At 36.2% G+C, this 13,765-nt stretch carries 12 protein-coding genes; 3 read left to right on the top strand and 9 right to left on the bottom strand.

Features of this window, described 5'->3' with window-relative positions; translation table 11 throughout:
- Nucleotides 1-63 precede the first annotated feature (63 nt).
- The 3 genes from RIV7116_RS15275 to RIV7116_RS15265 all read right to left on the bottom strand — a co-directional run bounded on the left by RIV7116_RS15275 (nt 64) and on the right by RIV7116_RS15265 (nt 3,612).
- Complete coding sequence (locus tag RIV7116_RS15275; protein WP_157229285.1) at nt 64-720, bottom strand: hypothetical protein; 657 nt, start codon at nt 718-720, stop codon at nt 64-66.
- Nucleotides 721-1,633: 913 nt separating this feature from the next.
- Nucleotides 1,634-2,419, bottom strand: coding sequence for a sulfite exporter TauE/SafE family protein (locus RIV7116_RS15270; protein WP_015119200.1), 786 nt, complete (start codon nt 2,417-2,419; stop codon nt 1,634-1,636).
- 221 nt (nt 2,420-2,640) lie between these two features.
- Nucleotides 2,641-3,612: an acetamidase/formamidase family protein gene (locus RIV7116_RS15265; RefSeq protein WP_015119199.1), complete on the bottom strand. Its 972-nt coding sequence runs from the start codon at nt 3,610-3,612 to the stop codon at nt 2,641-2,643.
- A 548-nt stretch (nt 3,613-4,160) separates the two neighbouring features.
- On the opposite strand from RIV7116_RS15265, the gene RIV7116_RS15260 reads away from it, so the two are divergent.
- A complete protein-coding gene (locus RIV7116_RS15260; RefSeq protein ID WP_015119198.1) occupies nt 4,161-5,963 on the top strand; it encodes a hypothetical protein in 1,803 nt (600 codons plus the stop codon).
- Nucleotides 5,964-5,993: 30 nt separating this feature from the next.
- Here RIV7116_RS15260 and RIV7116_RS15255 read toward each other — a convergent pair whose 3' ends face one another.
- The 5 genes from RIV7116_RS15255 to RIV7116_RS15235 all read right to left on the bottom strand — a co-directional run bounded on the left by RIV7116_RS15255 (nt 5,994) and on the right by RIV7116_RS15235 (nt 10,217).
- On the bottom strand, nt 5,994-6,386 hold the full coding sequence (locus RIV7116_RS15255) for a DUF2294 domain-containing protein (protein WP_015119197.1): 393 nt from the start codon (nt 6,384-6,386) through the stop codon (nt 5,994-5,996).
- Between the two features lie 485 nt (nt 6,387-6,871).
- On the bottom strand, nt 6,872-7,468 hold the full coding sequence (ureG, locus tag RIV7116_RS15250) for an urease accessory protein UreG (protein WP_085977700.1): 597 nt from the start codon (nt 7,466-7,468) through the stop codon (nt 6,872-6,874).
- Nucleotides 7,469-7,555: 87 nt separating this feature from the next.
- Nucleotides 7,556-8,245 carry an urease accessory protein UreF gene (locus RIV7116_RS15245; protein WP_015119195.1) on the bottom strand — a complete coding sequence of 230 codons (690 nt, stop codon included), beginning with the start codon at nt 8,243-8,245 and terminating at the stop codon, nt 7,556-7,558.
- A 63-nt stretch (nt 8,246-8,308) separates the two neighbouring features.
- The gene (gene ureE / locus RIV7116_RS15240; RefSeq protein ID WP_015119194.1) at nt 8,309-8,749 is read right to left on the bottom strand and encodes an urease accessory protein UreE; all 441 of its coding nucleotides are present in this window, start codon (nt 8,747-8,749) and stop codon (nt 8,309-8,311) included.
- A gap of 37 nt (nt 8,750-8,786) precedes the next feature.
- Nucleotides 8,787-10,217, bottom strand: a complete 1,431-nt coding sequence (locus tag RIV7116_RS15235; protein ID WP_015119193.1) for a sodium/proline symporter — start codon at nt 10,215-10,217, stop codon at nt 8,787-8,789.
- Nucleotides 10,218-10,911: 694 nt separating this feature from the next.
- Between RIV7116_RS15235 and RIV7116_RS15230 the strand changes: the two genes are divergently transcribed.
- Complete coding sequence (locus tag RIV7116_RS15230) at nt 10,912-12,390, top strand: tetratricopeptide repeat protein (protein ID WP_015119192.1); 1,479 nt, start codon at nt 10,912-10,914, stop codon at nt 12,388-12,390.
- A 130-nt stretch (nt 12,391-12,520) separates the two neighbouring features.
- On the opposite strand, the gene RIV7116_RS15225 is transcribed toward RIV7116_RS15230, so the two are convergent.
- Nucleotides 12,521-12,862 (bottom strand): cupin domain-containing protein, encoded by a 342-nt coding sequence (locus RIV7116_RS15225; protein ID WP_015119191.1) that lies wholly within the window; start codon nt 12,860-12,862, stop codon nt 12,521-12,523.
- A 364-nt stretch (nt 12,863-13,226) separates the two neighbouring features.
- Between RIV7116_RS15225 and RIV7116_RS15220 the strand changes: the two genes are divergently transcribed.
- Nucleotides 13,227-13,643: a DUF6335 family protein gene (locus RIV7116_RS15220; protein WP_015119190.1), complete on the top strand. Its 417-nt coding sequence runs from the start codon at nt 13,227-13,229 to the stop codon at nt 13,641-13,643.
- The last annotated feature ends 122 nt before the right edge of the window (nt 13,644-13,765 follow it).

Genomic DNA, 13,765 nt, shown 5'->3' with positions numbered 1-13,765 from the left:
GAGCAAATTCCTTAAAATAATGAAATTGTTTGATATTTATAATGATTAGCGCCCAATCTTCAACTATTCATCAAAATGTACCGTCATTTGAGAGACTTTCATATTTAAAGGTTCCCAATTAGGATTAGTAGAAGATAATTCTCTATCTCCTAAAACGGCTTCGTGTTGCTGGGGATGCTTACTGATAGCTTCTTGTTCGGGAGCAAGTTGTATAGAGATTTGTCCTTGATATTGAGATAATTTGGTAGTTTCCAAATTAATAAAACCACCGTAATCCCAACCTAATCCAGTTAACTGAAAATCACCTAATTGTTGGCGCAATTCTTTAAAAGAAGTTCCCACACCGATACCTTCAGGAGTCTTCCAAGCGGAACCAAAATCTCTGACATATAATAATTTTTCTCTATCATCTTCTTCCCAAACGACTGTAAAGTTTTTGTTATCACCTAAATTGACTTTAGTCACTGGAAGTGAAATTGTTCCTTCATCTTCTAAAATTACGTCGTCTTTAAGCTTTGATTCACCAAACATTTTGACTAAATCGACACGAGTCGTTTTACTATTTACTTCACCAACACGTTTGCCAGGAATGATTTTAGTGTTATTTAAGATGTCAGATTTTGATTGAAATAAATTGAAAGCTGAAAAATTTGGTGTTGAAGTATTAGGAGAACAACCAACAATTAGACTCAAAATTACAAAAGCAATAGCCTTATTCATCGGAAACATTTTAGAGACCTCAAAGAGAACTAAATAATCTCTGATTACAAAAATTTTCTGCTAATCAATGACTACATATTGGAAGTGTATTTTGTTAAAAATAAATTAACAATTACCAATTAGCAATTAACGATTGTTTTAAGATAAAGACAATAATTATCTGTTGAGTATATAGCAATTATCAACAGGGTCAAGTATAAGAAAAATACATTTAAAATTAAGATTAAATTAATTGAATCTAATTGAATTTAATCTAATTTGATTTAATAATGGATTTAAGATTTTCCAACTTTTAAATATTAACTGTTAGCTTGGATCTGTTCGCCAATCATTTCTTCTGAGGAATTGAACCTTCTACCCCAATTGTTAATAGCTTAAGTTCAATATGATTGAGGGCTAAACTTACTCATATCGGTATTGTAAGCAAAAGCATAAATACCTGAGCCTTCTCTCGGGAGCATCCCAATTTTACAAAAAGCCCGCAGGCTGTAAGCCTGGGGCTAATATTACAAAGCCCACCTGCGTGGGCTAAAAATCCTAGTCCGTGAAGACGGACTTTGTAAATGTAGCCGCACCCTTATAGGGTGTCGGGCAAAATTTTGCAAATAAATGAGGTACACCCTCATATCATAAAGTTCTTGTGGGATGGAGAGAACTTGACGGTGAAATAGTTGATGGAGAGAAGTTGGGGGGAAGATATTCTTCCCCCAAACTTCGGGGGTCGGTTTCCGTCCCATCAAACTATTGAACCCGAAGGGGGAGATGTTCTTCCCGTCAAAGTGAGCCGCACCCTTGCGGGTGAACGGGGCATCCCTGCCCGTCTGAATGTACTTTAGTGAAATGAAATATGCTGTATGTGAGATAAAAGTATGAACTTTTAAAATTAAATAATCTTTATATAAATAGTCCTAAACTATACTCTGCTTGCCTTCCAAAAAATATACACGGCTAAAATAGCAAGTCCTGCACGAAATGTTAAACTAACAATTCTGTCTGGTAGTCGAGGTAAAAAACGGGTACTAAGTTGCGCTCCTAAAAGTCCTCCAAACCCTAAAATTAAACCTTCAAAAAATAAAATATTACCTTCAATAGCATGTCTGGATGCAGAAGAGACAGAGCTAATAACAATAACTCCCAAACTAGTTTGAATTGCTTTTTTAATCGGTTCTGCTAATAAAAGCATTTGTAGGGGTACCATAATTACACCACCACCCACACCGAATATACCAGCAAGCATTCCAGCAAGACTACCAGTAATAATTCGAGAAGCAATAGAACCGATTTTCGATTCCTGAATTTGTTGATTTTGTTCGTTTTCTGCTTCTTCTTGCTTTTTCGATAAATTTTTGCGTAACTCTACTAAATAAATAGTAAACAAAAGCAAAATGCCAAAAGCAATTAATTGATTGCGGGGAGGAATAAACTTTGCTATTCCAGCACTTAAATAAGCAGTAATTGCCGCAGGTAATGCTAAAAAAAGTACCTTTTGAAAATTAATATATCCCATGCGCCAATTCTGGATAGTTCCAGAAGTCGCCGTAATCACAATTGCAAGACTACTAGTAGCAACAGCCTGTAATGGTGTCTTATTAAATGCCAGCAGTATAGGTACTAAAACCGTACCACCACCAATTCCCAACAATCCGGCAAGAATACCTGCAATTAATCCACTAATCAGCAGAAGCAACCAAATTTCCATGAGCAGTGAACAGTGAACAGTGAACAGCGAACAGCGAGCAGTGAGCAGTGAGCAGTGAACAGTGAGCAGTGAGCAGTGAAAAGTAAGAAAAAAACTATTAGTAAACCATTTTATCTATAACTCCAAACTCTTAGCTTGTAGCTATAAATAAAAAGCCAAAATCTAAAATTTAAAATCCAAAATTTCTTAATTCCTAACTCCTAACTCATAACTCATAACTCCTAACTCCCTATTCTTATCCCTTCAGGCAACAAAGCTTTAGAAAGCATTCCATGCACGCCTTTTTGAGGTAAGTTAACGACTTGAGTAATCCGAAAACTTACAGCTAAACTGCATAAAATATAAGCTTCTTCTGGAGATAACTTTGTGCAGCTTACCAGAAAATCAATCATATTTTTTAAAGCTTTTTCTAAAGCTTGATCTAATGTGGGAGCAAAACCCATCGTGATGATATCAGTAGGAGTTTCGGCAATTGGTGTGGAGATTTGCAAATCCTTGTGAAGCTTTAGTTCAATAGTACCGTTCATAGAAGTTTCAATTGCAGTTACATTTACTTCCCCGTCTCCTTGGGCGGAATGTCCATCTCCGATGGAAAACAAAGCACCGGGAACGAATATGGGTAAAAATATTTTGGAACCTGCTTGTAATTCGCGGTTGTCGATATTGCCGCCATAGTTTCCTGGAGGTATGGAATTCCGAGGATTTTCAGTTGTCGCAACCCCGAGAATACCGAAAAATGGCTTGAGAGGAATTTTAATTCCGCTACCTGTAGGAAATTCGGCAACGTTATTTTCTAAATCCAGGGGAATAAATCTCAATGCAGGTTGATTAAACTGTTGCGGTAGGGCACCCCAATTTTTACGAATAACATTAAAACCAACTGGTAGCCTGGGTGTAATTTGCCTTAAATTCACTTCCAAAACATCACCAGGTTGAGCATCTTCGACGTAAATGGGGCCAGTTAATAAATGAGGTCCTGGTGCAATTTTACGTTCTGAGGGAAGATTTTTGTATATGTCTAATAATGCCGGTGTAACAAACTCTTGCGGCGCGCGATCGCAAACGTGAAACCCGGTGTAAGTTTCGACATCCACAGTATCGCCAGAATTTACTGTTAAAGCAGGTTCTAATAAATGCGAAAAACCGCCAAGATGCACCGTTTCCTTAGTCGCTTTAATAACGTGATGGGTCATACAAGTATTTAACTATTAAAATCCTACAAACAAAAGTATTTAAGCATAAAAAAAAGCTCTATATGTTGATTGTAATACTTCCATAACCGTAATAATACACTATACTTTTTTTGTTTGATTAGGGTGTATTAGCTGCTAATAATGTTTTAAACATCCCAAATAAAACATTTTTTATACATGGTGCATCTATTTTGAATCTGCTTTGAAAAAACGCTAATCGCTTGTCTTTCAAGGAATTATCTAAATAGATAAACAGAATTTTTGAGATTTGAAATAACTTAAGTTATTCATCGGATAAATATACCGAATTTCAGTTGAGTACCATACATTCCGCCACCTCACCCCCATCCCCTCCTTGTCAAGGAGAGGGGTGCCCAGAGGGCGGGGTAAGGTCATATCTGTATTGCACTGAAGTGAAAACCGCTATATATAGCTGTCTGATTGCCCGTTTAAAAACAGGCAGATATTTACTTGCGACTTATTAATAGCTCAGCCATACTGTCAACTCAAATTTATAGCTTTATCGCTATATATATATACTTCTTTATATGCAAATATTAAATATAGCTGCTTACACCGTACTAGCTTTATCAATTCCTACAATTGCTTTTGCGAGTGAAGATAATTCTAAGCAACAGACTAATTTACAATCGCAAGATTTAATTACTAAGCTCAAAGAAGCTAAAAAAAAATCTTTTAAGCAAGAATTGACAACTATTAATCAGCCTGAATTTGACACGAATTCATCTACTGAATTTTCGCAAATTAGTACTCATGCAAAAGACTTAAAAATCAAACAAATAGAACCAGAACTTTCCCCTTTACAAAAACCGCCGACAAGACTTTTCAATTTAGAGACAGCGAATCAATTACCTAAAGGCTCAGTACAATTTGAAGCGGGTACTCATCAAGCTAAACCGGGAGATAATCGTCAGGGAAATACTGGCTATCAAAACTATTACACTTCTTTAGATTGGGGTGTCACCGATAAGTTACAGTTTAGCTTTGCAGCACAATTTTTTGACGATCCAACCAAAAGTCAAATCAACGGAACATTCCCCGATTTAACATTTGTATCTTTTGCACCAAGCGTAAAATATCAAGTATTAAAAAACGAAAAATTAAAAGTAGCAGTTAGCGGTACCGCTGAGCTATTACAACTTGCTTCCGATACCGGATTATTTAATAATACTAATGACAAAACTACAGAATCCTATGTTATCGGAAAAGTAGAAGTTCCAGTTACTTATGATGCTAACGATAAACTTCAATTACACTTCACTCCCGGAGTCGTATTCTATCCTGACAAAGTAAAGCAAGCAGAATTTTACGGAACTTTTATGAATCTAGGTGCGGGTATAAGCTTGCAAGCTTCGGAAAAATTGAATTTGTTTGCTAATGCTAATTTACCATTAGGACCTGGAGGTAATGCCTTAGATTCGGAAGATAACTCTATTTTCCGCAAATTACTATGGGCTGCTGGTACCCGTTATGCAATAAATCCTCGTGCTGGTGTAGAAGTTTATGGTACGAATGCATTTGGAGCAACTCCAACTACCAATCTTTTAGCTTTTATCCCCGACGGCAATGAAGTTATATTTGGTGCCAAGGTTAAATACATCTTTGATTTTGGGCAAAACTACGCTTCTAACTTTGGAAATAAACCCGATATTCCTTTATCCAACCGCGACAAACAATTACTGCTAGATGGTTTAACCCTTAGCAACAGCAGCACTTTACCACCAGATAAAATCAGATTAACTACAGGTATGACTTCTGGAGGAAACGCTAAATTAAATCTTATGTACGGTTTAGCGAATGATTTACAGTTGGAAATTCCTATCGAGCAGTTTGGTAATGACGATAATCTTCCCCCTGGAGAAACTTTTGGAAATGCAATCAAATTTGGTGCCGGTGCAAAGTTAAGATTTCTTAATCAAGCACAAGGCGATCCTTTTTCTTTAAGTGTAAAAGTCAAAGGAGTTCGAGATAGCAAACGCCCTCGGGTGGGAACTATATTCGCAGAAGTACCTATGGTTTATCAAAATAGCAATAAAACAGCATTATTTTTTAACCCCAAAGCAGCATTCTATCGAAAAGAAGAACGCTTCGGTTTAGGATTAGGAATAAACCAAGTTTTATCCGATAAATTTCAATTAATCGGAGAATTAACCCCAGTTTCCGGACATGATTTAGTTTGGAGTACGGGTTTGCGCTACTTTGAAACCAAAGCAGATTTAGGAATTGATATTTACCTGAGCAATACCAGCGGACAAAATAGCATCGGGGGATTGGTTGCCGATACTAGTACTAACATTGGCTTTAATCTCCACTGGTTATTTAGTTTATGAAATAACAGTCTTCATTTATCTTCTACAGCATTATTTAGATACAGAATTTCTACTAGCGCGTAATTTTGGAATTTTGTTAAACACTACAATAATTCCAGTCAATTCAGTGTCTAAGCTAGTCTCACTTAATAAGTCGGCTATCTCTACCTGAGAAATTTCCTCGATTAATGACTTTAATTTCAATCTAATTGATTGTTCCAAATTCACGCGAAATTTTTGTGCTAATTCTTCTTTACCGACTTCAATCAGCACTTTTTCTGCTGTAGTAATAGAATTTTCAGCCAATACTACTAACTTATTGGCAAACAGGTGACAACTTACTTTTATCGGAATATTTCCTAATAGATTGCGATAAAAAGACTGGATACGTTGAGACAATTCTCTTTCTAATTGTCCTACAGTGATAGCATCTGTTTTAAGCATATTTCAAGCAGAATAACCCTTCGAGTAAATAAGTTGGCAGGTAAAAAAATTCAGCAGATAAAACATTTATAATATTCGATCTATTTTTTTGTTGCACTTACTCATGCTGAACGGTGTGCCTTTGATTTGTTTGCTATTCTATATTACAACAAAATGTTAAGCAAAAGTTTTAAAAGTGTAAAAATGTGTTATTGAGAAAACCGTACATTAAATCATTTAGTGAGTTGGGAAAACAGCAACTTTTCATTTTGCAGACTTTGTGCAGCAAATCAGCGAGAAGCAATATACAAGAATCGTTATACAGGTATATTGCTTTGCATGGGTCTATTTGTAAAAGAATATAGCGGTTTTTCCATAGTTAGAAAGCGATAACCTCATTCAAGCCTATTGCCACTCACTCCTCATAGGCGGCTATCCTATACGCAGAATTATTCTAAATTTAATTCTTGCCATTTTTGCTAGCCCTGCATAAACCCGGTAAACTTTTAGCAAATATTGGTTGAAATAAATTCAATAATTTTCGTCAAACCTTCTTGTTTTTTTAAGTTGGTAAATATAAAAGGTTTTTCGCCGCGCATTTTGCGAGCATCCCTTTCCATAACCTGTAAATCAGCACCAACATAGGGAGCCAAATCAATTTTGTTTATGACAAGTAAATCCGATTTAGTAATACCAGGACCACCTTTACGGGGAATTTTGTCTCCGGCTGCGACATCAATAACATAAATTGTTAAATCAACTAATTCCGGACTAAAAGTAGCAGCCAAATTATCGCCACCGCTTTCCAAAAACACCAAATTTAAATCGGGAAAAAGTAGTTCTAACTGTTCAATTGCACCTAAATTAATTGAAGCATCTTCTCGAATAGCAGTATGAGGACAACCACCGGTTTCTACACCTAAAATTCTTTCTTTTTCTAAAGCTTGAGATTTGGTTAAAAACTGTGCATCTTCTTGAGTGTAAATATCATTAGTAACAACCGCAATTTGATAATAATCGCGCATTGATTTACATAAACCTTCCACTAAAGCAGTCTTTCCCGAACCAACCGGGCCAGCTACACCAACTCTAAAAGTCATAATTTATTAGTTATTAGTTATTAGTTGTTAGTTGTTAGTTGTTAGTTGTTAGTTATTAGTTATTAGTTATTAGTTGTTAACTGCTCACTGTTAACTGCGAAACAACCTTGTATACTGCTGTTCGTGTGCCATACTTGCTAAAGATAAACCCCAACTGCAACAGCTTAATTCATCGTCATTCAAATTGGTAATTTCTACTGCGACGGTACTAATTAATTCTTGTAAATCCATTAATAACAATTGTCCTGCGGTTTGCCCTAAAGGAATTAGCTTTACTCCAGCAGTAATCAAATTACTTAGCCAACTATGCAAATATCCCAGTATGACTGCTTCGGAATTAATTTCCCAAATACTAGCAGCAACACCAAAGGCGATCGCATAATTGCAAGGATTACCCACAACTGTAATTATAGGCTTTACCTGTGGCTGTAATTCTTTGAGTAAACGAATTAAAGCACCTCCCATTTGTTGAGATTGGTTACGCAATTCTTCAGTTTCCCTTGTGGCTGATAACCAATTATTCCAGTAAGCAACAGTTGCAAAATCTTCTGCTTTGACTGCATGATAACTTCTCAACATTACTGCTGCTTCCAACCGGATTGCTCCATAACGTAATTCTTGATTCAACCAGTATTTAAGACTTTCAACATCATAAATTATCTTATTTTCAATCAGCGTTTCCAACCCTTCAGAATAACTATACGCTCCCACAGGTAAAGCGGGACTGACAAGCTGTAAAAGATAAAGAATATTGGGAATTGAGAATTGGGAATTGGGCATTGGTAATTAGTAATTGGTAATTAGTAATAAATTTTTCTACCCCCTCTACCCCCTCTACAGTATTCAATGAAAATGTTGAGTGTAAGCACCCGTCTCGGGATGAAAGGATGAAAATTCTTCTTTGACTATTAAACCAAGCTTTTCTAACATTTGACGCAATACTGAATCTGGAGACAAACGTAAATAATCTGCTGTAATTTCTAGCTGTACGTGACGATTACCCAAATGATATGCAGCTTTAATTAAATCTAACTGACTTCGAGCAGTTACAGTTAAAACTGGTTCGGGTTTGGCTATTATTTGAATAATGGTTGTATTAGTTTCATCTTCTAGAATATCGCCATCTTTTAATACAGTACCCCTGGGTAAACGCAAGCACACCATTTGTTTATCGGAAGCTTGAAAGTGATGTCTGGAACGAGCTCTTTCTTCAGCAGTTAGTGAAAGTTTTAAGTTAACTACTGAAGTTGAATTTAAATTTTTGCGGTGGGTGAAGGTTAACAATTTATACTTATTGATTAATTTACCTTAGTTTCTTCTTCTACTTGCCGCTCGCTGCTTTAATGTCATCACGAATGAAAAATTGCGCGATGAAATAAACGAATATTCCTGCAACCATTCCCGGAAGAACTGAGTAAACTAGCTTTGATAATTCGGGGGTTATTGTCCATATCAAAGCGCTTAATATTCCAACTATCATCATTGCAACAGCCACTATTGCATTAATAGGTTTTTGCAATACCCTAACTACGAATAAAGGTCCTAATGCTGAAGCTAAAGCTGACCATGCAAAGGTAACTAGAAAAAATACGCTTTTATCTCCAAATAAGGCAATTACCAAGACTATTGCAGTCACAGTTAAAGTTCCTAATTTGACAATTTTATAAGAATGAGCAAATTGAGGAAATATATCTTGAGTAAGGGCTGCGGAACAAGACAATATCTGTGAATCTGCGGTGGACATAGTTGCAGAAAATACACCCGCTAACATTACGCCCACTAAAGCCGCTGGCAATAGGTTCAAAGCTAATGCAGGCAATGCTAATTCTGGATCGCCGTTAGCTAATAAATCCGGCAATAGTACTCTTCCTGTCAAACCGATACCTAGAGAAGCGAAGGATGTAGTTAAACCGGCAATTACTTTGATATTCCGGGCTTTGGCGACATTTTGTGCATTGTCAATAGCCATTGCACGAACTATGATGTGAGGTTGACCTACTACGCCAAATCCCGCAACCATCCAACCAATAAAGAAAGGAAGAAAACCCAACGGTAAATTTGCCGGACTTAAGTTTACTAAGGCTGGATCTATTTGGGTTAATTGCGCCCAAAGTGCATTTATACCGCCACATTTAATTAATGAAACAATTAATAATAGCAGTAACGAACCAATCATAATTATTGCTTGGATTGTGTCCGTCCAAATTGAAGCGCGGATACCTCCAGAGAAGCAGTAAATGACAACAATTATGGTTCCAATAATAATACCTATGCTGTAATTCCAATCAAAAACCGCACTGAGCGCTTTGCTTCCTGCTACTAATTGTGCGGCTGCATAAGCACCAAGAAAGGCGATAGTTATTAAAGCTGAAATAATCGTAATGACTCGGACTCCATTGGTATTTTGCCCTAAAAAACCAGATACTGTTTCAGATCCAGTTTCTTCTGAAATTTCTCTTAGTCTTTTAAAGAATAACCACCAAGCGATATAGTCTCCTAATGCCCAACCAAGAATTAGCCAAATAGAAGAAATTCCCGATTTATAGGCAAAACCGACTTGCCCAATAAATAGCAAACCGCTTTGTCCTGTTGACATTGCTGAAAGTGCTGTAAACCAAGGATTTACAGTTCTACCAGCTAAAAGATAATCAGTAGTGTTGTTTTGCTTTTGAGTCGCCGAATAGATACCGACGGCAGTAAACAAAAGCATAAAACTAATGAAAGTAATCGCAATCCAAATTTGATTTGTCATTCTGCTTGGTATGTAGTTAAAATTTATTTGATTTCTTCATGATTTGAGTTTTAAGAAGGGGAAAGGATATTTATAGTTCAGATTTTACCTTTCACTTTTTGCTTAAGTTAGGAACAATAATCAATCATCAAATGTCAATTGAGTTCGTACCAACAATATATATTTATTAAATTTTGTATTCATGTAGATAAATTTTTATCTTTCCCGACGGAGCAGATTATACAAAATTGATATTGAAAGTAAATATAGAATAATAAAACAAAATTTATTTACACGATCGATAACGGATAACTAATTAATAAATTTAAAAATACGGAGGTATTCTTCATGTTAATTATATGACATATACTCACCAAACCCAGATATAATATACCTATTAAATATTAAACTCTCAATAAAATTAAGCAGTAAACAGTTGTCAAAAATTTTACCATTTTCTTGTCGAAAATCTCGCAGTAGGTATACATAAATATATAATACGAAATACTTCATAACCGAATCATACAATTGTTATAACCAAGAGGATACCGAGTTTTTCTTGCACTAGTAGAGTCTTGAAATAACAAAATAAAGATTTTAGATACTAATTTTTAGTTACCACTACTCAGCTACCGGATTAATTAGTGAAGTTAATCCAAAACCTATTTACTTTATTTTTTTAATTTTCTAAAAGTAATTTTCGGAGACGGATAAAATGAACTTACAGGCACCACTACCAACCAACGAATTAGCGAGATTAGCAGCACTCCGACAATATCAAATACTCGATACTGCTCCGGAAAAAGTATTTGATGATTTCACTTTTTTAGCCGCACAGATTTGTCGTACTCCTATTGCGGTGATTAGTTTTGTAGATGGCGATCGCCAGTGGTTCAAATCTAAGGTTGGTGTAGACGTAGACTGTACTCCGAGGGATGTAGCTTTCTGCGCTTATACCATCATGCAAAAGCAGCCATTAGTTGTACCAAATGCTTTGAAGGATTCTAGATTTGCCGATAATCCCTTAGTTGCAAATGCTCCCAGTATTAGGTTTTATGCTGGCGCACCTTTAATTACACCAGAAGGATATGGTATCGGAACACTATGCGTAATTGATACGGTACCACGGGATTTAAGTTTAGAGCAACAAGAGGGATTAAGAGCATTAAGCAATCAGGTAATAGCGCAGTTAGAAATGCGGCGTAACGTGATTACCGTATCGCGCACTGTCATGCAGCGACAGCAGCAAGAAGCCGAAATGCGTCGCAATATTGAGTTTATCGAAGTCATTTATCGTCGGGGTTTAGATAAAGCTCATAAAGGGGATTACGAAGCAGCAATAGTCGATTTTAGCCAATATTTACAGCTAAAGCCCGACGGATTTAAAGCACATTATCAAAGAGGATTAGCCCTTCATAGACTTGGAGATAGACAAGGTGCGATCGCAGATTTGAACATGTATGTAACATATAATCCCAATGACGCAGAAGCTAGATACAGTCGCGGACTTATACGTTCGGAATTAGGAGATTATAATGGAGCCACAGCGGATTATACAAAGGCTATGAGCATCAATCCCGACTATATCAATAACTATAGTTCGGGATTGCTACTTCCTCAAAGTCAAAATAATCATCAAGGAATAAGTTTAGATTCCGTCAACGTTGCATCGACTCAACCTGACTATCAAGTTACTATTGATTCCAATATTGTTACTTCTGAACTCACCAGCGAGTACCATCGAGCAACTTCAAAATCGACAGAAGCCTTAACGTCTCATCCTCAAAATGCAGAAGATTATCTAAATCTAGCTAATAATTTTTATAAAAATGAAGAGTTTATTCAAGCCGTCGAAAACTATACTCATGCTTTGCAGCTTGATGGCAATAATTACCGAATTTATTTAAATCGAGGTAACGCCAATTATAAATTGAAGAAATATGGCGAAGCAATTGAAGATTACACTCAAACCTTACGAATGAATCCTGAAAGCGACAAAGCTTATATAGGGTTAGGAAATACTTGCTCTAAACTCAAAAATTACGACAAAGCAATTGAATACTACACTAAAGCTTTGCTGGTAAACCCTAAAAATGACAAAGTTTATATAAGTCGGGGAAATGCTCGTTCTAAACTAAAAGATTATACCGGAGCGATGGAAGATTATAAAAAAGTATGGGCTAATAAAGAGTAGAGAGATTATTTACTGGTTCCCAGTTTCTAGCTGGGAACGCGTGAAATATAGGCTCTGCCTATTGCATATGCAAGCAGAGCCTCCAGAAATACATTACAAGGTAGAACCTTGTAACGAGAAAACGAGAAAATCACGCTTCATCCCTTCCGCTAACTTCTGCGGGGGGGCTTGTAGCTTCAACGGCGGTAAATGACTCTAAAATCTTGTAGGAATGCAAAGCACCTTTTGGTACTACCCAAGAATTACCGGCTTCTAAAATAATTTTTTGACCTTCTAATATTAGTTCGGCACGACCTTTTATTACATAGCCAACGGTTTCGTATTCCCGAGAACTTAATTCTTTGGATTCTCCTGGTTGTTCATCTTCCCACAGACGCATAGAAACAGACTTCCCAGAAGCTAAATATTTCTGTCCCATTTCTCCTTTTGGGGAATAATTGGAATCTACTTTTTTTACAGTTGTATCGCTCATATTTTTTCCTCTTTTTCAAATTAGTTTTTTTGTTCGTAATCAGGGCTTTAATCCTTAATAATATTGCTTGATGTATTTTAGTAATTATTTATTAGACTCCCGAATTTATCTAAACAAAATAAAAGCTAAAAACCAACATTCTGGGCTAATTGTTTGGCAATAACGAGTGGATGTTGGTTCCTAGCTTTAAATATTTAGTGAGGTTCTTTTTATGCGGATTATTTACAAATAATATGCGTCCGTAACCTATTTCACTTCGTACCTAGGGGAGATATTGCTTTACCACTTTGGTTCTACTTCTTTAGGGAGAGAAATATTTGATAAGTAAGAGCTATGTTAATAATGCAATATTATTAATGATGTTATGAGCGAAGCAGAAAATAGAAAGGAGCAAAATCTAAAAAACGAAGCTGAAGCGAGCGATTTGCCCCAAGAAATAACTGAATCATACGGAACCGGAGTTCATCAGCAACCAGGAATTAACACTGGCGGAAGAACAATAGAAGCAAGGTTAAATCAACATAATGCAACCAGTCCAGAATTAACTGGAGGTGACGTTGATGCATATTGGGAAGGTGCGAACGCAGTTGGTGATGAAGCAGTTGGTGGAACTGTTGCTACTCCCGATAAAAATGTGACGGAAGAATTAGGAAAAGCAGTAGGTTTGGAAATGGAAGATAGACAGCCTCTGCAAACAAACGATATTTTAGATAGAAGGGATGACGAGCGTTGGGAATTAGATCCTAAATCTTCGGAAGATTATCAAAATAATCCAAAGTAAAAGATATAGAAATTAGTTAAAAAGTAAAATTATTTACTAACACAAAGAAACCCGGTTTTTGATATTTGGTATTTGCAGATTATTCTTTAACTACCAATTTTCACAGATAATCTCAATTCATC

Origin of the sequence: Rivularia sp. PCC 7116 (assembly GCF_000316665.1) — a bacterium.
Lineage (GTDB): Bacteria > Cyanobacteriota > Cyanobacteriia > Cyanobacteriales > Nostocaceae > Rivularia.
This window is presented reverse-complemented; position numbering and strand designations above follow the sequence as displayed.

Coding starts and splice junctions, on each gene's coding strand:
- RIV7116_RS15275 (WP_157229285.1), bottom strand. CDS start 720: ATGAATAAGGCTATTGCTTTTGTAATTTTGAGTCTAATTGTTGGTTGT.
- RIV7116_RS15270 (WP_015119200.1), bottom strand. CDS start 2,419: ATGGAAATTTGGTTGCTTCTGCTGATTAGTGGATTAATTGCAGGTATT.
- RIV7116_RS15265 (WP_015119199.1), bottom strand. CDS start 3,612: ATGACCCATCACGTTATTAAAGCGACTAAGGAAACGGTGCATCTTGGC.
- RIV7116_RS15260 (WP_015119198.1), top strand. CDS start 4,161: ATGCAAATATTAAATATAGCTGCTTACACCGTACTAGCTTTATCAATT.
- RIV7116_RS15255 (WP_015119197.1), bottom strand. CDS start 6,386: ATGCTTAAAACAGATGCTATCACTGTAGGACAATTAGAAAGAGAATTG.
- RIV7116_RS15245 (WP_015119195.1), bottom strand. CDS start 8,245: ATGCCCAATTCCCAATTCTCAATTCCCAATATTCTTTATCTTTTACAG.
- RIV7116_RS15235 (WP_015119193.1), bottom strand. CDS start 10,217: ATGACAAATCAAATTTGGATTGCGATTACTTTCATTAGTTTTATGCTT.
- RIV7116_RS15230 (WP_015119192.1), top strand. CDS start 10,912: ATGAACTTACAGGCACCACTACCAACCAACGAATTAGCGAGATTAGCA.
- RIV7116_RS15225 (WP_015119191.1), bottom strand. CDS start 12,862: ATGAGCGATACAACTGTAAAAAAAGTAGATTCCAATTATTCCCCAAAA.
- RIV7116_RS15220 (WP_015119190.1), top strand. CDS start 13,227: ATGAGCGAAGCAGAAAATAGAAAGGAGCAAAATCTAAAAAACGAAGCT.